Below are 19,040 nucleotides of genomic sequence, written 5' to 3' on the forward strand. Positions count from 1 at the left end.
TGCGCATCTTATACAGTATGCCTTCGAGCGTTTTTCTATGGTCGGGCTTATTATAAATTCGACCACTTAAGTACATTACTTTTGATAAGACATTCCATGTCCCGTCTGTTAACATTAATCTTGGCATATAGGTTCGGTGTAAAGTTTTCTGGCGAATTCAATTATACCTTATCTTCATGCTGTTTGTTTTTCATACCACAAAGATCAACACGCCCTAGTTCCTCATGATTTAGATTATTTCAAAGGACACTTTACAGATGGCCCAATACTCGCAGGTGTTGTGCAATTAGACTGGGCTGTGGCTGCAATTTGTAAATATTATAATGTTCAGCAACCTGTTAAAAATGTTGAAGTATTAAAATTTCAGGTAGTGATTACCCCAGGTATAACAATCGAATTATTGCTTGAGCAAAAAGCAGAGAATAAATATACCTTTTCGTATAATTCAAACAAAGGACAGCATGCATCTGGCCGTGTTGTTTTTGATAGCCTGATAAATGAATAACTTTTGTATTGTTATCCCAAATTATAATCACGTTACGGTTATTGATGATGTACTGAGCCAATTATCGTCATTTAATCTTCCTATTATTATGGTTGATGACGCAAGCAACGCCGAAGCTAAAAATGTGTTCAGTAAGCTTGATGCAAAACACGCGCAGTTGAGTGTAGTTGCCCACGACGATAATCAAGGCAAAGGCGGCGCGGTACAAACAGGCTTAAAGCAGGCACATAAGCTAGGTTTTTCGCATGCGATACAGATTGATGCAGATGGGCAGCATGACTTATCTGATATTAAAAAACTAATAGCGCTTTCAAACGCTCAGCCTAAAGCGCTTATCAGCTGTTGCCCAATATATGACGATTCAGTGCCTAAACACCGTTATTTAGCACGTTATTTAACGCATGTTTGGGTATGGATTGAAACGTTAAGTTTTACAATTGTAGATTCAATGTGTGGCTTTAGAGTGTATCCGCTTGAGCAAAGTACAAAGCTAATTGATGAGGTATCGCTTGGAAAACGCATGGATTTTGACCCCGAAATTTTAGTGCGTTTATATTGGCGCAATGTGCCTTTTGTATTTTTACCTAGCCAAGTAATTTACCCCGAAAATGGGCTTTCTCATTTTCAGCCATTACACGATAACGTGCGTATTTCGTGGTTACACACCCGCTTGTTTTTTGGAATGTTGATTCGCTCTCCTGTGTTAATTTGGTATAAATTAAAGAGGCGTTATGGCGGCTAAACACTGGTCTAAAATGCAAGAGCGCGGTAATTTCTTAGGTATTCAAATACTGTTATTTGCTCATAAATTACTGGGTAGAAAAGGGCTGTGGATTGTTTTGTTTCCTGTGGTTTTTTATCTTTTTTTAACAGGAAAAGTAGCGCGTGTAGCATCTAAAGTGTTTTTAGAGCAAGTTAATGTTTACCAAGGCTGCAAACAACCTGTTACGTTTAAAATGCAATTAACGCACTTTTGCAGTTTTGCAGATAGCGCATTAGATAAAATTGATGCTTGGCTTGGGCGAATAACTCAACGTGATATTAAATACACGAATGAGCATTTATTTGCTGAGCTAGATGAGCAAAATCAAGGGGCTATTTTTATAGGTTCCCACTTGGGTAATTTAGAGGTGTGCAGGGCACTTAGCCAGCACCGCAGCAGTAAAAAAATAAATGTACTGGTGTTTACCCATCACGCTGTTGAATTTAATAAAATGCTTAAAAAGATTAACCCAGATGTGTCGGTTAATTTAATACAAGTGACTGATATGGGGCCTGACTTAGCTATTTTACTAAAAGAAAAAGTAGAGCAGGGAGAAATAATCGTTATTGTTGGCGATAGAACAAGCACAACAACGGCTTCTCGGTCGGTACAGGTACCATTTTTAGGCAAAAAAGCCCCATTTTCACAGGGGCCTTTTATATTAGCCGCGCTGCTTGATTGCCCTGTTTACTTTTTGTTTTGTTTAAAAGATAAAAAAAGCAAAAAGTATCAAGTGATATTTGAACATTACAGCCAATCATTAAAAATGCCTCGACGAGAGCGACAGCAGGCGCTAACACTTATTATTACTGACTATGCACAGCGTTTGAGTTATTACGCAGCTTTATATCCTTATCAGTGGTTTAATTTTTACGATTTTTGGAAAAGTGATCAGCAGGTAGTGCGCGATCAATCAATGGAGAGCAAGTGTGACTGAACAAAATATACAGCTTTTTGGCAATCAGCGATTATCAATTGAAGATATTGTTCGAGTTGCCTTTAATGAAACACAAGTGCAATTAAATAGCTGTGAAACTTTTAGCGGTAAAATTAATAGCGCTTTGCGTTTTTTAGACACACTTTTAAAAGAAGATGGCGTAATTTACGGCGTTACAACTGGTTACGGTGATTCTGTAACGGTGGCTGTACCCCTTGATTTAGTTGATGAACTACCTCTGCATTTAACTCGTTTTCATGGCTGTGGACTCGGGGATGTATTTAATAAAGTGCAAGGGCGTGCAATTTTAGCGACCCGTTTAACATCACTTTCACAGGGCTACTCTGGTATTAGCTGGGAAATGCTGCACCTACTTAAAGATTACTTAAATAACGATATAGTGCCTGTGATCCCACAAGAAGGGTCAGTAGGTGCCAGTGGCGATTTAACACCGTTATCTTACGTTGCAGGTGCGATGGTAGGCGAGCGTGATGTGTTTTACAAAGACCAAGTACGTAACAGTGCTGAAGTTATGAAAGAAGTTGGCTTAGAGCCACTAACACTAAGGCCAAAAGAAGGTCTTGCGGTTATGAATGGCACAGCGGTAATGACTGCATTAGCGTGTTTAGCGTTTGATAGGGCTAATTACTTAGCTAAACTGGCAAGCCGTATTACTGCATTATCAAGCTTAGCGCTTAAAGGAAATAGCCATCATTTTGATGAGATATTATTTTCAGTTAAGCCACATCCTGGGCAGCAACAAATTGCACGTTGGATAAGAGAAGATTTAAACCATCACGATCACCCTCGTAATGCAGACAGACTTCAAGATAGGTATTCAATCCGTTGTGCACCCCATGTTATTGGTGTGCTGCAAGACAGTCTGCCGTTTTTTAGGCACATGATAGAAAACGAGCTTAACTCAGCAAACGATAACCCAATAATTGACGGCCAAGGTGAGCATGTATTGCACGGCGGGCATTTTTACGGAGGCCACATTGCAATGGCAATGGATAGCATGAAAACAGCCGTTGCAAATCTTGCTGATTTAGCCGACAGACAAATCGCGTCTCTGGTTGATACTAAGTACAACAATGGCCTACCTGCAAACTTGTCTGATAGTGCACCAGAGCGCCGTTATATTAATCATGGCTTTAAGGCTGTTCAAATTGGCTGCAGTGCTTACACTGCTGAAGCATTAAAGCTAACTATGCCGGCCAGTGTTTTTTCTCGCTCTACAGAGTGCCACAATCAAGATAAAGTGAGTATGGGGACTATTGCGTCTCGCGATTGCTTACGTATTTTACAACTAACAGAACAAGTGTTAGCAAGTACGTTATTAGCCAGTATTCAAGGTGTTAGATTACGTATTAAGCAAGGCGATCTTGAGTTTTCAACTTTAACGCAAGATATGCAAAACATGTATACCGATATAACTGATTACTTTGAAAACCTCACTGAAGATAGACCTATGGAAGCCGTGCTAAGGCAAACAATAGGGTATATTCAAACTAAACGTTGGGCGTTGTATGAATAGTAAAGGTGCATTATTAACGCATGTGGTAGAAATCGAAATTCCATTTCATGACTGCGACCCAATGAATGTTGTATGGCATGGTAACTACCCACGTTACTTAGAAGTAGCGCGCTGCGAGCTACTGCGTTTATTTGATTATGATTACCCACAAATGCATGAATCGGGCTACGCGTGGCCTATAGTTGATATGCAAATAAAGTATGTTGCCTCAGCGGTATTTACTCAAAAAATTAAAGTAGCGGCTTATTTAAAAGAATACGAGAATAGACTACGGATTGATTACGTAATCACTGACTCGCTAACTAACAAGCGCCTTACTAAAGCCTCAACCACACAAGTTGCAATTGAGGTTAGCTCTAAAGAAATGCAATTTGAATCGCCCGCTATTTTATTTAATAAATTAAAAGCGGTTTTGGATTAAATTTTGATTTTATAGGCGATTTAAATGAATTTATTAAAATGTTTTACATTGAGTGTAGCCATTAGCTTTTTACTGTTTTGCTCTGTAGTAAATGCAGCACCAATTAAAGGTGAGTTTAAGCAATATAAGCAATTTAATGGATTTGCTAAACCTTTTATTTCGTCGGGTGTTTTTTCGTTGATTGATGAAAAGCTCATTTGGCAAGTGAAAATGCCTGTTGAGAGCATGCTCATAATAGAAAATGGCAAAGTGCTTGCACAAAATGCTAATGGTGAGTTAATACAACAACCCGGTAGTGAGCAATTTGTAGGATTACTGAGTGACTTACTCAGCGTAAATATGAGTGCGTTGGTAACTCGTTTTGATATTGCTAAAATGCAAGGTAGCTGCACACAGTTAACACCAAAAGAAGGGGTGTTACAGCAATTATTTAGTGATTTTATTTTATGTGAAACTACTAAGCAAGTGAGCAGTATTGTACTAAATGAGCACTCAGGAAATAAAACAAAAATTGAATTTACTTATCCCAAATAAAATTATGTTTTTAAATAATGCAGTGGTTAATTAAGGGAATAGTGCAATGACAAAACGAATTACCGTTATTGTTGGGTGGTTTAGCAGTTTAACTTTACTTTTTGCTGCTGCTTTTTGGTTGTCTAAACCAACGTTTAGCGCCGATATGTTTAGCTTATTGCCAAAGTCGCACTCCCAAATTGCACATGCTGAAGATGTCTTTTTTCAGCAAAATGCTAACCGTATTATGTTCTCGTTTGCAGGAAATAATAAAAATAAAGCATTTGATGATTTCCAAAAATGGCTTGACGATAATGCAATTAAAAGCACATTTAACTTTCCGTCCGTTAACGATTTAGCGCAAACATTCTCACCTTTCAAACATGCGTTATTAAGTGATACTTACAAGCAAACATTAAGCAAAAAAACAACGTTTGAACATTATTACCTTGAGCAATTAAATCAGTTAGGCAACCCATTTGTAAGTGCTACCTTAAGCAAAGATACAAGTTTGAGCCTAGCGGCATTTATAGGAGATAACTTAAAACAAAGCCAATTGTTTACGCTTGAACAAGGTCGTTTAACTCGACGTTTAAAAGGCGTTGAATACCGTGTCATTTTGGCAAACTTAGCGCCTGAAAATTTAGGGGTTAATAAATCAATTGATTTAGCTGGCGCGATAATTAAACAGATAAATATACTTAATAAAACCTACCCTGATTTAAGCATTACTTACTCTGGTGTGCTATTTCATACGGCTGAAAATGCTGAACAAGCTAAATACGAGATGAGCCTGTTTGGTGGCATTAGCTTATTAGCCCTTATTGTTATGGTATTTTGGGTGTTTAGGCGTTTAAACAGTATTTTATTAGCAAGCTTTACCGTACTGAGTGCACTTATTGGCGGCGCTATCGCTATGGTGTTGCTGTTTAAGACTATTCATTTATTAACGCTTGTTTTTGCAGTTACCTTGATTGGTATTGCCATTGATTATGCATTTCATGGTATGACTGATTTAGCCAAAAAAGAGTATGAAAAAGGCTACAGCAAAGGGACACAATCTGCGCTTTTACTCTCTCTTATTACGACTACGTTGGGTTATTGTTGCTTACTAGGTGCGCCACTAACGTTATTATCTCAAGTTGGCGTGTTTGTTATTGCGGGTTTAGTGAGTGCTTGGCTATTTACAGTTTTAGTTTTGCCATTGTGGCAATCTACACTCAGGTTATCGCCTTCGAGTTTATTGATGAGTCAAAAGCTCATTAAGGTTTTTTTATACTGCAATAGTTTAAAAAAACCGATACTCATTACATTATTAGCCCTTATAAGTGCGTTATTTTTAATAAAACCTATTAGCTTTAATGATGATGTAAAGCTATTAAATGCAAGCTCCGAACATTTAATGCTAAACGAAAAAAAGCATTTGTTATTACTTGGGCAATGGGATAGCCAAATTGTTTTTATGTTTGCAGATAGCGACGAAGCGCTTTTACAAAAACAAGAACAATTTTTAAAACGCTTAACCCAACTAAACCCTAATTTTAAACATAATAGCATTAGCCATTGGTTGCCTAGTTTACAAAAGCAGAGGGATAACCAAGCCTTGTTTGAACAGGCTAAAAACAAAGGGACTTTGGATATTGCAGAGCGCGTTACAGGGCAAGCGTTAGTAAGTACAAAGGCACCGTTATTAACTTATGAAACACTCGCCACGAGTACATTTAAACCATTACTGCTTTCTCAAATGGTTGTTGAGTCAGAACAATCGATAACATGGGTGTCTATTTCGGGTATTTCATCTGATCAACTAATTAATGAGGTTGAAAAAAACAATGGAATTTACCTTTATAATAAACCTAAACAAATTAGTGCTTTATTAAGTGATTACCGTGAATATTTACTATTAAGCCTAGTGCTTGCGGGTTTTATTAGTTGGCTGCTTTTTAGTTGGCGATTTACGATTAAGATAGCGCTGCTGCAGGTGACCATTTTATCTGTTGTGGTGTTGAGCATGCTTTGGGTATGTAATGCGATTCAAGGTAGCTTGTCGTTATTTAATTTACTCGGTGCGTTACTTGTTATTGCATTAGCAATTGATTACCTCGTTTTTTATCAAATAAATAAGTTAGAGCCCAAAAATGTGTTAGCGATTAGCTTATCGGCTGCGTCATCAATGTGGGTATTTGGGATGTTGAGTGCATCTGATACACCGGCTATTTTTAGCTTTGGGCTGAGTGTAATGGTAGGGATTTTAGCTATTTACTTTTTATCACCGCTGAGTGTTTTAAAGCCTCAAAAGGAACAATAATTTGAATAACCTTGAGCAGTACGATGTTGTTGTTATTGGCGCTGGGCCTTCGGGTGCATTGGCTAGTAGCCTTTTAGTACAAAAGGGATGGCGGGTGCTGGTACTTGAACAGCAGGCGTTTCCACGTTTTTCAATTGGTGAAAGCTTACTGCCGCAATGTATGGCGTTCTTAGAAGAGGCGGGCTTAATCGATATACTGCATAACAATGCAGCGACTTTAGGTTTTCAGTTTAAAGATGGCGCTGCTTTTCATCGGGCAGGGCAAAATACGACTATAAACTTTACCGAAAAATTTACTAAAGGCCCAGGCACTACGTATCAAGTGAAAAGAGCTGACTTTGACAAATTATTAGCAGACAAAGCACAAGGACAAGGCGTAGAGATCAGATATAAGCACACCGTGGTTGACTACTGTGATGAGCCAAATGGTGCATCATTAGTGGTACACAATGAGCAGCAACAAGCTTACCGCGTTAATGCCCGATTTGTATTGGACGCAAGTGGCTTTGGGCGTGTATTACCAAAATTGTTAGATTTAGAACTTCCCTCTAGCTTTCCTGTTCGCAGCGCTTATTTTAGTCATTTTAAAGACAATATTAGTGATTCAAGCTTCGATCGTAATAAAATTTTGATTACCGTGCACCCTCAATATTCTGATGTGTGGTATTGGCTTATTCCCTTTAGTGATGGTACTGCGAGTATTGGGGTGGTGGCGCAGTCAGAGCGTTTTAATGACGACGAATCTAGCGATTTACTAAATCAATTTATAGAGCAAGATCCTTATTTAAAAACACTGTTAGCACAACGAGAGTTATTAACTCCAGCAAAAAATATTAAAGGCTACTCGGCAAATGTGAGTAAGTTATATGGTAAGCACTTTGCTTTATTAGGTAATGCGGGGGAATTTTTAGATCCGGTATTTTCATCAGGTGTAACAATTGCACTTAAATCTGCAAATTTAGTTGCTCCACTTGTTGATTGCTATTTAAAAAACGAAGTCGTCGATTTTGACACTCACTACGCACAGCCATTACAAGCTGGAGTTGATTGTTTTAGAACCTTTGTAACAGGATGGTACGATACGCGTTTTCAGGATGTAATATTTTACTCTGAGCAAAATACTCAGGTACGAGAAATGATTAGTGCTATTTTAGCGGGCTACGCATGGGATACAAATAACCCATTTGTTGCACAAAGTGAACGCCGTTTAAATGTCTTGGCTCAGTTATGTCAAAATTAATTAAGTATGCGGTGTGTAGTGTATTCATATTTGCTGTATTGAGCGCCTGTACGAGTTTTACAGCATCTAAGAATAGAGTGTATCTATCACCTAATATTCAATTAAATATTAATAGCGTGCCAGCACAAATGTTTGATAGGTCTTGGCAGCATGTTTTGTATATTACAAATCAGCAAAAAACACATACTGTATTTGCCCAATTAGCTATAAATGACAAAGGTGCAATTAAGTTATTGTTAATGACAGTACAAGGCTTTCCAATTATGGAGCTTGAAAAACCTTTAAATGGCCCGGTAAAAACACGAAATATGCTGGCGGTAGAAGGGATAGACCCTCATTATATCTTGGCGGATATTGCATTAGTACATTGGCCAGTAGCATTTTTACAAAAGCAGTTAGAGGGTGCTTTAATAGAGCAGGTTGGCTCTAATCGGGAAGTATTTAACGATGAGGGTACATTTATCACCATTGACTATAGTGGTGAGTCGACAACGTTGAACAATATTTTACATCAGTATCAAATAACATTTAAAAAGGTAGAACAGTGACATATTGGCTGAATGATTTAGGCATTGTGAGCGCGATGGGCATAGGCCAAGATGCAACCACAACAAGCTTAAATAAATATAAACCTGCAACTCCTTTATTAACTTTAAATACAAGTTTAAGTGCTGAGCAAACTCCGCTTTATGTTGGGCAAGTTCAGTCTATTGCTTTATCAAATAATAAACGTATCAATACATTTATTGATCTAGCTTTAGAGCAGATTAAGCCAACCTTAGATAAACTTTCGCATATTGATAAGTCGCGTATCGCAATTGTAATGGGTACTAGTACATCAGGTATTCATGATGGTGAAAGAGCGCGTAAAAGCTATGAAAGTACAAAACTCTGGCCTGATGACTTTAGTTACAGTGATCAAGAGTTAGCTACACCCGCTCATTACATTGCACATAAAATAGGGGCTCTAGGGCCTTGTTACAGTATTTCTACTGCGTGCACGTCGAGTAGCAAAGCGTTAATTAGCGCCCGAGCTTTGCTAAATGCTGATTTAGCCGATGTGGTAATTTGTGGTGGTGCGGATAGTTTGTGCCAATTAACAATTAATGGCTTTGATTCGCTCGCTTCATTAAGCTTGGGTTTATGCCAGCCTTTTTCTAGCACCAGAGACGGCATAAATATTGGTGAAGGGGCCGCTTTATTTGTAATGACTAAAAATATGCCAATAACAAATAACGGCGTAATGTTACTAGGCTGTGGCGAAAGTTCAGATGCGCATCATATGTCAGCCCCCGATCCTAATGGGGTGGGCGCCCAAGCCTCAATGGAAAAAGCACTAAAAAGTGCAAAGTTATCCTGTGGTGATATTGATTATATTAACGCTCACGGTACGGCTACTGTAAAAAATGACGAAATGGAAGCACTTGCAATTAATCGCGTGTTTGGCAACAATACCCCGCTTAGCTCTAGTAAGCATTTAACAGGGCATACCCTTGGTGCTGCAGGCGCTATTGAAGCCGGTATATGTTGGTTATTATTAAAAGACAGCGGCCAACATATGCTGCCATATAACGTGATTAAAGAAGGCAGTGATTTGGCTGATATAAAAATAATAAAACAAGCGTTTAAGCCCGCTCTTAAATACTGCTTATCTAATTCATTTGCGTTTGGCGGTAATAATGCCAGCTTAATATTGGGAGTTAACGTTGACTAATTACCTTATAGAGCAAGTAGTCCCGCATGATGCGCCAATGATTTTAATAGATAGCCTTTTGACATACAGCGAAGATGAAGCTCAGTGCGGAGTTACTATAACTGAGCAAAGCCCTTTTTTTAGTCCTGCGATTAATGGCGTACCTAGCTATATTGGTGTTGAGTACATGGCGCAGTCTATTGCCGCTTATGCTGGTGCGTTGGCGAATGATGAAAATAAACCTGTAAAAATTGGTTTTTTAATTGGCACGCGAAAATATCAAACTTATCAACCGGGTTTTAAAAACGGCAGTAAGTTGACTATTGAAGTGAAAAAACTATATCAAGAAGAGTCAGGTTTAAGTGTATTTGAATGCCAAATACTCGCGTGTGAAACTCTACTTTGCCAAGCAAAAATTAATGTATTTCAGCCTGAAAATCCGTTGGAATTTATAAGAGAAAATCAATGACAAAAAGAATTTTAGTTACGGGTTCAAGCCGTGGCATTGGTAAAGCTATTGCGTTAAAACTTGCTGAGCAAGGGTTTGATATTGCAGTACATTGCAGAGCAGGTGTTGAGCAAGCTCAAGCAACATGCGATGAAATTAATGCATTAGGTAGAGCCACCAGTTTATTACAATTTGATGTATGTGACAGAGAGCAGGCCAAAACACAAATAATAGAAGATATAGCTCAGCATGGCGCTTATTACGGCGTGGTGTGTAATGCAGGTATTACTAACGATATGGCATTTCCTGCTATGCAAGGGGAAGACTGGGATTGTGTAATACGTACAGGCCTTGATGGGTTTTATAATGTAGTACACCCAACTGTAATGCCTATGGTACAAAGCCGTAAAGGTGGGCGCATAATTACAATGTCATCGGTATCGGGTATTGCCGGTAACCGAGGGCAAGTAAATTATAGTGCAGCAAAAGCCGGTATTATTGGGGCCACTAAAGCACTTGCATTAGAATTGGCAAAACGCAAAATTACAGTTAATTGTGTGGCACCTGGTTTAATAGAAACCGCGATGACTGATGAATTACCTATTGATGAAATGATGAAAATGATACCCCTAAAGCGCATGGGGAGCGTTAAAGAAGTCGCAGGCACAGTCGCTTTTTTAATGTCTGATGATGCAGCTTACATAACACGCCAAGTGATTTCGGTTAATGGTGGCATGGTTTGATTAAACGCGTTGTTGTAACAGGCATGTCTGTGGTCACTGCATTGGGCGATGATTGGTCTGAATTTAAACAAGCCTTAATTAAAGGCGAAAATGCTGTTGTTACTATGCCAGAGTGGGATATAGCCGACGATCTCAATACTCGTTTAGCCGCGCCAGTTAAACACTTTGAACGACCAAGTCATTATAAACGTAAGCAAATCCGTTCAATGGGGCGAGTGTCACTTATGTCAACTCGTGCTACTGAGTGCGCACTTGAACAAGCCAAACTACTCGAGCACGAAAGTCTAACAGATGGCTCTACGGGCATAGCATATGGCTCATCTACTGGCTCTACTGCGCCATTACTCGCCTTTGCAAATATGATGGAAACGGGGTCGATGTCAGGTGTAACAGCAACGAGTTACATTAAAATGATGGCGCATACTGCCCCTGTAAATGTGGGTGTGTTTTTTGGTTTAAAAGGGCGTGTTATAACAACAAGCTCTGCTTGTACATCGGGATCTCAAGGAATAGGCTACGCCTATGAAGCGATTAAGTTTGGCCGACAAAAAATAATGGTGGCTGGTGGAGCTGAAGAGTTATGTATTACTGAAGCCGCCGTATTTGATACGCTTTATGCTACATCTACACAAAATCAAACACCAAAAAAAACACCAAGACCTTTTGATAAAAATCGCGATGGCTTAGTGATAGGCGAAGGCGCGGGTACACTTATTTTAGAAGAATACGAACATGCAAAAGCGCGCGGAGCAACAATATTAGCTGAGGTGGTTGGTTTTGGTTGTAATTCTGATGGGCAGCACGTTACTCAACCAACATCAAAAACAATGCAACTAGCGATAGAAATGGCACTACAAGATGCCAATCTAGAATCAGAAAAAATTGGTTACGTTAATGCGCATGGTACATCAACAGATAAAGGTGATATTGCCGAGTCTCACGCAACGTTTAGAGCATTGGGCAGCAAACCTATTAGCTCGTTAAAAAGTTATTTGGGGCATACATTAGGTGCTTGTGGTGCAATAGAAGCATGGGCAAGCATTAATATGATGGCTGATAACTGGTTTGCACCAACAATTAATTTAGATAACGTTGATGACGAATGTGCTCAGCTTGATTACATAAAGCATCAAGGGCGTGAGATTAATACCGATTATGTGATGAGTAATAACTTTGCGTTTGGTGGTATTAACACCTCTTTAATATTTAAACGCTATAAAGTAGATTAAACACGTTAAAAGATAAGTTATGACTAACTGTTAGCTCGTTTTTACTGTATAATTTGCGACCCTTGATAATGTGGCCGTAGGTTATACAGCATGAATTTTAAATCTTTTAGTTTCGCTCCTGAAATCATCCAGGCGTTGGACGAACTTAACTATCACACCCTTACGCCCATTCAGCGCGCAGCAATTCCTGCTGTTCGTAAAGGTAAAGACGTTTTAGCCAGTGCACAAACTGGTACCGGCAAAACTGCCGCGTTTGCTTTACCTATCATCCAAAAATTGGTTGAGTCTGAACTCAGCACAACTAATGCACCTCATGCATTAGTACTTGCACCAACGCGTGAACTTGCAGAACAAATTGCAAATAACTTTAGAGATTTTGCAAAGCATACATCACTTAAAGTCGTTAGTTTATTTGGTGGTGTGAGCACTGCTGGCCAAGCCAACGCTTTAAAAGAAGGTGTTGATATTGTTGTTGCAACACCGGGTCGTTTATTTGATCATATTCGTTTAGGTAACTTAAGCCTTGCAAGTGTTAAGCACCTTGTTCTTGATGAAGCTGACCGTATGCTTGATATGGGCTTTATTGAAGATATGCAAAACGTTATTAAAAGCTGTGCAGAAGAGCGCCAGATTTTACTTTTCTCTGCTACATTCCCTGCTGCAATTAAACAGTTTGCATCTAAAGTATTGAAACAAGCTGAAATAGTGCGTGTTGATCAAACTAACAGTACAGCAAGCACCGTTGAGCATGTTGTTTACCCAGTTGAAGAACGTCGTAAGCAAGAGTTGCTTTCTGAATTGATTGGTAAGAAAAACTGGCAACAAGTGCTTGTCTTCGTAAACATGAAAGAAACAGCTGATGAGCTTGTTAAAGAGCTTAATCTTGATGGTATTCCGGCAGGCGTTTGCCACGGTGATAAATCTCAAGGTAACCGTCGTCGTGCTTTACGTGAATTTAAAGAAGGCAAAGTGCGCGTATTAGTGGCTACAGAAGTGGCAGCTCGTGGTATTGATATTGATGGTTTACCTCGTGTAATTAATATTGATTTACCATGGCTTGCAGAAGATTACGTTCACCGTATTGGCCGTACAGGTCGTGCTGGTCGCCAAGGTCAAGCAATCTCATTTGTTAGCCGCGAAGAAGAAAACACCTTGTTTGAAATTGAAACGTTAATCGGTCAAAAAATCAAACGTGTATATCTAGAAGGTTACGAAGTAAGTAACCGTGAAGTACTCATTGATAAAATTGGTAAAAAACCAGCGCATTTACGCCGTACACGCTCTAACAAGTTATCAGGACAAGCAACTGGTGAAGCGAGAGCAGTAAATCGCTCACGTATTTCAAGCGTTCGCAAAAGCTTAAAAGGCGAAAAACTGTCACTTAAAAAGTCATAGTTAACGCCGTTTAGTTAAAAAAACCTGAGTTTACTCAGGTTTTTTTGTGCCTGGTGATAACACCTCATCAATAGTATTTGCATATTCATAAGCCGCTTGCTCGTCCCCTTTATTTGCTATTATGGATAAACCAACCGGCAAACCACTTACTTTTCCGACAGGTAGGGTTATGTGCGTTGTGCCAGCAATAGCAGATAACGAACTACTACTGCCATTAAAATTATCACCATTAACTAAGTCAGTTTTCCAGGCGGGGGATACTGTAGGTGCTATAACAATATCAAGCTTGTTGTTTTTATATACATTAACAATGGCTGTCGTTGCTAAAGTGCGATAGCGTTCTTTAGTCTCCTGGTATTTTCTTTTGTTATTTAAATCAATAGCCTGCGATTGAACTAGGATGTCTTGCTCAAAGTGGTAACACCATTAAGTCAAAGCATGCTTAACTGAATGGTGTTATCACAAAGTGAGGCTTTTCGATAAACAGCTTAAAAAAGAGGTTTAAGCGTTTTCTAACATAGACAGTGCGACCGCTTCAGCCGCTTTAATGCCATCAATACCCGCTGATAAAATACCGCCAGCGTAGCCTGCGCCTTCGCCTGCTGGGTAAAGCCCTTTAGTGTTAATACTTTGGAATGTTTTATCACGCTTAATACTGATAGGCGACGAAGTACGTGTTTCAACGCCGGTTAATAAACCGTCGTTAGTAGAAAAACCACGAATTTGTTTATTAAACGCAGGTATAGCTTCGCGAAGAGCATCAATAGCAAATTGTGGTAGTACTTTACTCAAGTCAGTTAACTTAATACCGGGTGTGTAAGAAGGTTGTACTTCACCTAAGTTTTCTGATGATTTACCTTTTAAAAAGTCTCCAATTAACTGTGCTGGTGCATCGTAGTTGCTACCACCAAGCTCATACGCTTGTTCTTCAAGTTTGCGCTGTAAGTCTATACCTGCAAGAGGATTACCCGGGAAATCCTGCTCGGGAGAAATACCTACCACAATAGCGCTGTTAGCGTTGCGCTCACTTCGTGAATATTGGCTCATACCGTTGGTAACAACGCGGCCCTCTTCAGACGTTGCCGCTACAACAGTACCGCCTGGGCACATACAAAAGCTGTAAACGGTACGACCATTATCACAATGGTGAACAAGTTTATAATCGGCAGAGCCTAAAATAGGGTTACCAGCATTTGTACCAAAACGGCATTCATCGATCATTGATTGTTTATGCTCGATCCTAAAACCGACTGAGAAAGGTTTTGCTTCAACATAAATGCCTTTTTTGTGGAGCATGTCAAACGTGTCACGAGCACTATGACCTACAGCTAATACAACATGGCGAGTATTTAACTGCTCGCCATTTGAAAGCGTTAAGCCAGTTACTTGCCCATCATCTAAATGAATATCGTCAACACGTGTGCTAAAGCGAATTTCGCCGCCAAGTTCTATTATACGAGCACGCATTTTTTCAATCATGGTAACAAGTTTAAACGTACCAATGTGTGGCTTACTTACGTATAAAATTTCATCGGGGGCGCCTGCTTCTACAAATTCAGTAATGACTTTACGGCCGTAATGTTTTGGATCTTTTACTTGGCTGTATAACTTACCGTCTGAAAATGTACCTGCGCCACCTTCACCAAATTGTACGTTTGATTCTGTGTTAAGTGTGCGTTTACGCCAAAAACCAAACGTGTCTTTTGTACGTTCACGTACTTCTTTACCGCGCTCTAATATAATGGGATTAAAACCCATTTGAGCAAGTAATAGGCCTGCAAATAAACCACAAGGGCCAAAACCAATAACGACAGGGCGCTCTGTCATATTTTCGCTGGCGTGGGCTACAAATTTATAGTTTGTGTCTGGCGCTACTTTTACATGTTGGTCTTTTTCAAATGCTGAGAGTAGATCGGCTTCGTTATCAACTTCTATATCGAGTGTATAAATAAGTAAAATAGCTGATTTTTTACGTGCATCATAACCACGTTTAAACACATTAAAACTGTGCAATTGCTCTGGTTGGATTTTTAGTTTATTTACAATTGCTTGACCAATTGCATCTTCGTCATGATCAAGTGGCAGCTTTATTTCGGTTAAACGTATCATTTATATCTCTTTTAGGTGTCATAGCGGGGTATTACTACCGCTCACAATAAGGGGATGCAGGGCACAATGGGTGTGCAAACATAAGGCGCGTATTTTACGTTAAAATAGGGTGATATGGCACTTATTTATTGTATTTTTGGGGTGGATGGGTATGATCCACAACTGTTGTTTAAAATCTTAGGTATTAAAATAGTATGGCGTTTGTAGTCACCGAAAATTGTATAAAATGCAAGTACACCGATTGCGTGTCAGTGTGCCCAGCAGATGCATTTTTTGAAGGCCCTAATTTTTTAGCTATTAGCCCGATTGATTGTATCGATTGCGGTTTATGTGTCCCTGAATGTTCAGCTGATGCAATATACCAAGAAGATGAGCTACCAGAATCTCAAAAAGAGTTCACAGAATTAAATGCTGAACTCGCATTGGTCTGGCCGCGCATTACAGAGGTTAAACCTGCACCAGAGGACGCTGATGTATGGAATGGCATAGACAATAAGCTTAAACTACTCGAAACTTGATGGGTAACATTAGTTACTCCTTTATCATTAAATAGTTAATTTTTCATTTCAAAGTATTAACAAATGTACCTGGATAAATTACAATCCCCAGCTTAAGTTACTCCCTATGAGTAATTACAGTCTAAATGGATGTTTATGCAGTACTTTATAACTATAATAAAAAAGTTTACCTTCCTATTTTTAAGTTTCGTTTTATTACTCTCAAGCCTTGATGTAGCGGCTAGTAAACAGCAAGTACCCTTATCTCGTATTGATTCAAATATCACTATTGATGGTGTTATGGATGAAGCGCACTGGAAAAACGCGACACCTATACCTCTACTCTACCAAGATGAGCCTAACGAAAAAGGCACACCTCCTGTAAAAACTGATGCTTTTATTTACGAAGATGGCACAAACTTATATGTTGCCTTTATTGCAGAGGATCCAAACCCTGAGCAAATTCGTGCATCACTTCGTGACCGCGATACGCTGTGGGAAGACGATGTAGTTATTCTTGTTATTGATACATTTAATGATGAACGCAGTGGTTATGAATTTCATGTGAATCCCCTTGGTGCACAAGGCGAGATAAGAATGACCGACACCGATGGGTGGAGTTCAGATATCTCATGGAATGCTATTTGGGATAGCGCAGGGCAAATTAACGAGAAAGGTTACGTTGTTGAAATGCGTATTCCTTTTAAGGCACTGCGCTTTCCTGAAAATGAAAAAGAGCTAACGTGGGGTTTTTCAGTCATGAGAAACTATCAACGTGATGTTTTATATCAGCTATCAAATATGGGGTTTGATAGAAATATAAAATGTAGCCTTTGTCAGTTTGATAAGTTAGTGGGTTTTAGCGATATTGAATCGAGTAAAAATATTCAATTAACACCTACATTGACCGCACTTCGTAACGATAATAAATCTGAATTACCGGGTAACTGGGATAATGGCGATATTGATACCGAAGTGGGCTTAGATTTGCGTTGGGGTTTAACCAAGGACGCTGTTTTAAATGCGACGATCAATCCAGATTTTTCGCAAGTAGAAACAGACTCTTTAGAGCTCGATGTAAATACAACATTTTCTATTTATTACGCCGAAAAACGACCTTTCTTTTTAGATGGTGCTTCTTACTTTAAAAGCAGCTTATTTGAGCTTTTATACACGCGTACAATTGCAGAGCCTACCTTAGGTGCAAAGCTGACGGGTAAAACGGGTGATCATAGTTATGCTTTGATGCTCGCTGATGACGACAATAGTAATATTTTACTGCCTACGAATCAGGGCTCTGGCTTTGCAAGCTTAAATGAAAAAACGAATGCGGCCGCTGGGCGTTATCAATATGACTTAGGTCAGCAAGGTACTATTGGTATTTCAAGCACGCACAGAGAAAGTGATGACTATCACAACACTGTATTATCAGTGGACGGTAGCTACTGGTTTAATCAATCGGACACTCTTTTGTATCAAGTATCATCTGCTGATACACGTAACTCTGAATTTTTAATTCAAAATTATAATCTATCTGAAACTCAGTCAGATGAAGCTTATGCTCTAGAACTTACTCGCGATAAACGTGATTACAAACTGTTTGCGTCGTATGAAAATATTGGCCAGGACTACCGCACCGATTTGGGTTATCAAGAGAAAGTAGATTACGAAAAGGTTGTGTTTGGAGGCGGGCAGACATGGTACAGAGACGAGTCTGATTTACTTACTTCATGGTCATACGAAGCTGATTGGGATAAAACGTGGGCACAAAACGGTGACTTACTTGAAGAAGAATACGAAGGTTTTTTAAGCTTTAAAGGTCAGATGCAATCTATTTTTGAAATTGGTTTAGTACATCGCTATGAAAATTATAATGGCAATTTCTACAATCAAAATATTGGCTATATTTATACTGGGTTCAAACCCACTAAAGATTTAAAGCTAACCTTATATGCAGAATACGCAAGCCGTATTGACTATACCAACGAACAGCTTGGTGATGTGTTTAACACTCAAACACAAGTGTTATGGGATATTAACGACCATTGGCAATTCGATATAAAACACAACTATAGCCAATTGGATAACCCGCAAGGGGATCGTGTATTCACTGCTAACTTAGTCGACTTTAGACTTCATTATAAATTTAGCATGCGTTCAATTCTTAAATTAATTTTACAATTTGAAGATATTGATAGAGACGAAAATGCTTACTTTTATCAAGTGAGCCAAATCAATAAAGATTATGGTAGCCAGCTTGTTTACTCATATAAAATTAATGCACAAACATTATTTTACTTAGGGTATTCAGATAAAGGTTACCAAGATGATTCTCTTAAAAATATTGAGCGGGATCAGCGTACATTTTTTACAAAAGTTAGCTATGCATGGCAGCTGTAATCGCTAAGAATTACAGTGCAGCAGAAATGCTCGTTATATTAGCCGGTTGTAATAATGCAGTTTGTTACGTTACTTAGCTTTTTTGCTAAAATTAATGCCGTAGTATTAATCGTTTTCGAATAAATTTATAGGCGGGCAGTAAAAAATTATAGAGCTTATTGACGGTATGTATTAAATTTTAAACAATTAGAACCTTTTTGTTTATTTTTGTTTATCCCACCTATACTATATGCAAGATATAGTTAGGTAATCCATTGTTGTTACGATTTTTTTTATGCTAATGGCTTAGGACTATATCAATG

Annotated in this window: 17 protein-coding genes and 2 pseudogenes; 16 read left to right on the forward strand and 3 right to left on the reverse strand. The window is 38.9% G+C overall.

Going from position 1 to position 19,040, the window contains the following annotated elements; all coding sequences use genetic code 11:
* Nucleotides 1-127 (reverse strand): annotated as a pseudogene (locus QL998_RS12915) (IS5/IS1182 family transposase); the annotation flags it as partial.
* Nucleotides 128-280: 153 nt separating this feature from the next.
* Here QL998_RS12915 and QL998_RS12920 point away from each other — a divergent pair.
* The 14 genes from QL998_RS12920 (at nucleotide 281) to QL998_RS12985 (ending at nucleotide 13,732) form a co-directional block, all read left to right on the forward strand.
* Nucleotides 281-505 (forward strand): hypothetical protein, encoded by a 225-nt coding sequence (locus QL998_RS12920; RefSeq protein WP_290192842.1) that lies wholly within the window; start codon nucleotides 281-283, stop codon nucleotides 503-505.
* A complete protein-coding gene (locus QL998_RS12925; protein ID WP_024606147.1) occupies nucleotides 498-1,247 on the forward strand; it encodes a glycosyltransferase family 2 protein in 750 nt (249 codons plus the stop codon). Before QL998_RS12920 ends, QL998_RS12925 begins: the two co-directional genes overlap by 8 nt.
* Nucleotides 1,237-2,205: an acyltransferase gene (locus tag QL998_RS12930; RefSeq protein ID WP_290192843.1), complete on the forward strand. Its 969-nt coding sequence runs from the start codon at nucleotides 1,237-1,239 to the stop codon at nucleotides 2,203-2,205. The genes QL998_RS12925 and QL998_RS12930 overlap by 11 nt, the downstream gene beginning before the upstream one ends.
* Entirely contained in the window at nucleotides 2,198-3,742 is a 1,545-nt protein-coding gene (locus tag QL998_RS12935; RefSeq protein WP_290192844.1) for an aromatic amino acid ammonia-lyase, read from the forward strand. The genes QL998_RS12930 and QL998_RS12935 overlap by 8 nt, the downstream gene beginning before the upstream one ends.
* Nucleotides 3,735-4,163 (forward strand): acyl-CoA thioesterase, encoded by a 429-nt coding sequence (locus QL998_RS12940; protein WP_290192845.1) that lies wholly within the window; start codon nucleotides 3,735-3,737, stop codon nucleotides 4,161-4,163. Before QL998_RS12935 ends, QL998_RS12940 begins: the two co-directional genes overlap by 8 nt.
* Nucleotides 4,164-4,187: 24 nt before the next feature.
* The gene (locus QL998_RS12945) at nucleotides 4,188-4,697 is read left to right on the forward strand and encodes an outer membrane lipoprotein carrier protein LolA (RefSeq protein WP_290192846.1); all 510 of its coding nucleotides are present in this window, start codon (nucleotides 4,188-4,190) and stop codon (nucleotides 4,695-4,697) included.
* A 46-nt stretch (nucleotides 4,698-4,743) separates the two neighbouring features.
* On the forward strand, nucleotides 4,744-6,984 hold the full coding sequence (locus QL998_RS12950) for a transporter (RefSeq protein WP_290192847.1): 2,241 nt from the start codon (nucleotides 4,744-4,746) through the stop codon (nucleotides 6,982-6,984).
* Nucleotide 6,985: 1 nt separating this feature from the next.
* Nucleotides 6,986-8,224, forward strand: coding sequence for an NAD(P)/FAD-dependent oxidoreductase (locus QL998_RS12955; protein WP_024606152.1), 1,239 nt, complete (start codon nucleotides 6,986-6,988; stop codon nucleotides 8,222-8,224).
* Entirely contained in the window at nucleotides 8,212-8,772 is a 561-nt protein-coding gene (locus tag QL998_RS12960; protein ID WP_024606153.1) for a DUF3261 domain-containing protein, read from the forward strand. The genes QL998_RS12955 and QL998_RS12960 overlap by 13 nt, the downstream gene beginning before the upstream one ends.
* Nucleotides 8,769-9,938, forward strand: coding sequence for a beta-ketoacyl-ACP synthase (locus tag QL998_RS12965; RefSeq protein ID WP_182196542.1), 1,170 nt, complete (start codon nucleotides 8,769-8,771; stop codon nucleotides 9,936-9,938). The genes QL998_RS12960 and QL998_RS12965 overlap by 4 nt, the downstream gene beginning before the upstream one ends.
* Complete coding sequence (locus QL998_RS12970; RefSeq protein WP_024606155.1) at nucleotides 9,931-10,386, forward strand: hotdog family protein; 456 nt, start codon at nucleotides 9,931-9,933, stop codon at nucleotides 10,384-10,386. Before QL998_RS12965 ends, QL998_RS12970 begins: the two co-directional genes overlap by 8 nt.
* Nucleotides 10,383-11,108: a 3-oxoacyl-ACP reductase FabG gene (gene fabG / locus QL998_RS12975; RefSeq protein WP_024606156.1), complete on the forward strand. Its 726-nt coding sequence runs from the start codon at nucleotides 10,383-10,385 to the stop codon at nucleotides 11,106-11,108. Before QL998_RS12970 ends, fabG begins: the two co-directional genes overlap by 4 nt.
* Nucleotides 11,108-12,337 (forward strand): beta-ketoacyl-ACP synthase, encoded by a 1,230-nt coding sequence (locus QL998_RS12980; protein ID WP_290192856.1) that lies wholly within the window; start codon nucleotides 11,108-11,110, stop codon nucleotides 12,335-12,337. The genes fabG and QL998_RS12980 overlap by 1 nt, the downstream gene beginning before the upstream one ends.
* 90 nt (nucleotides 12,338-12,427) lie before the next feature.
* Nucleotides 12,428-13,732: a DEAD/DEAH box helicase gene (locus QL998_RS12985; protein ID WP_002958629.1), complete on the forward strand. Its 1,305-nt coding sequence runs from the start codon at nucleotides 12,428-12,430 to the stop codon at nucleotides 13,730-13,732.
* Nucleotides 13,733-13,762: 30 nt separating this feature from the next.
* Here QL998_RS12985 and QL998_RS12990 read toward each other — a convergent pair.
* Together QL998_RS12990 and QL998_RS12995 are read right to left on the reverse strand one after the other, a co-directional pair.
* Nucleotides 13,763-14,149, reverse strand: a pseudogene (locus QL998_RS12990) (amidase family protein); the annotation flags it as partial.
* Between the two features lie 84 nt (nucleotides 14,150-14,233).
* A complete protein-coding gene (locus tag QL998_RS12995; RefSeq protein ID WP_024603693.1) occupies nucleotides 14,234-15,841 on the reverse strand; it encodes an NAD(P)/FAD-dependent oxidoreductase in 1,608 nt (535 codons plus the stop codon).
* Between the two features lie 194 nt (nucleotides 15,842-16,035).
* Between QL998_RS12995 and fdxA the strand changes: the two genes are divergently transcribed.
* Nucleotides 16,036-16,359 (forward strand): ferredoxin FdxA, encoded by a 324-nt coding sequence (gene fdxA / locus QL998_RS13000; protein ID WP_024599924.1) that lies wholly within the window; start codon nucleotides 16,036-16,038, stop codon nucleotides 16,357-16,359.
* A gap of 135 nt (nucleotides 16,360-16,494) precedes the next feature.
* On the forward strand, nucleotides 16,495-18,738 hold the full coding sequence (locus QL998_RS13005) for a DUF5916 domain-containing protein (RefSeq protein ID WP_290192848.1): 2,244 nt from the start codon (nucleotides 16,495-16,497) through the stop codon (nucleotides 18,736-18,738).
* The last annotated feature ends 302 nt before the right edge of the window (nucleotides 18,739-19,040 follow it).

This window comes from Pseudoalteromonas sp. APC 3691, assembly GCF_030408135.1.
Taxonomy (GTDB): domain Bacteria; phylum Pseudomonadota; class Gammaproteobacteria; order Enterobacterales; family Alteromonadaceae; genus Pseudoalteromonas.

What these genes read in the sequence shown, in the direction of transcription:
- QL998_RS12925 (WP_024606147.1), top strand. Translation starts at nt 498, where the DNA reads ATGAATAACTTTTGTATTGTTATCCCAAATTATAATCACGTTACGGTT.
- QL998_RS12930 (WP_290192843.1), top strand. Translation starts at nt 1,237, where the DNA reads ATGGCGGCTAAACACTGGTCTAAAATGCAAGAGCGCGGTAATTTCTTA.
- QL998_RS12940 (WP_290192845.1), top strand. Translation starts at nt 3,735, where the DNA reads ATGAATAGTAAAGGTGCATTATTAACGCATGTGGTAGAAATCGAAATT.
- QL998_RS12945 (WP_290192846.1), top strand. Translation starts at nt 4,188, where the DNA reads ATGAATTTATTAAAATGTTTTACATTGAGTGTAGCCATTAGCTTTTTA.
- QL998_RS12950 (WP_290192847.1), top strand. Translation starts at nt 4,744, where the DNA reads ATGACAAAACGAATTACCGTTATTGTTGGGTGGTTTAGCAGTTTAACT.
- QL998_RS12960 (WP_024606153.1), top strand. Translation starts at nt 8,212, where the DNA reads ATGTCAAAATTAATTAAGTATGCGGTGTGTAGTGTATTCATATTTGCT.
- fabG (WP_024606156.1), top strand. Translation starts at nt 10,383, where the DNA reads ATGACAAAAAGAATTTTAGTTACGGGTTCAAGCCGTGGCATTGGTAAA.
- QL998_RS12985 (WP_002958629.1), top strand. Translation starts at nt 12,428, where the DNA reads ATGAATTTTAAATCTTTTAGTTTCGCTCCTGAAATCATCCAGGCGTTG.
- QL998_RS12995 (WP_024603693.1), bottom strand. Translation starts at nt 15,841, where the DNA reads ATGATACGTTTAACCGAAATAAAGCTGCCACTTGATCATGACGAAGAT.
- fdxA (WP_024599924.1), top strand. Translation starts at nt 16,036, where the DNA reads ATGGCGTTTGTAGTCACCGAAAATTGTATAAAATGCAAGTACACCGAT.
- QL998_RS13005 (WP_290192848.1), top strand. Translation starts at nt 16,495, where the DNA reads ATGCAGTACTTTATAACTATAATAAAAAAGTTTACCTTCCTATTTTTA.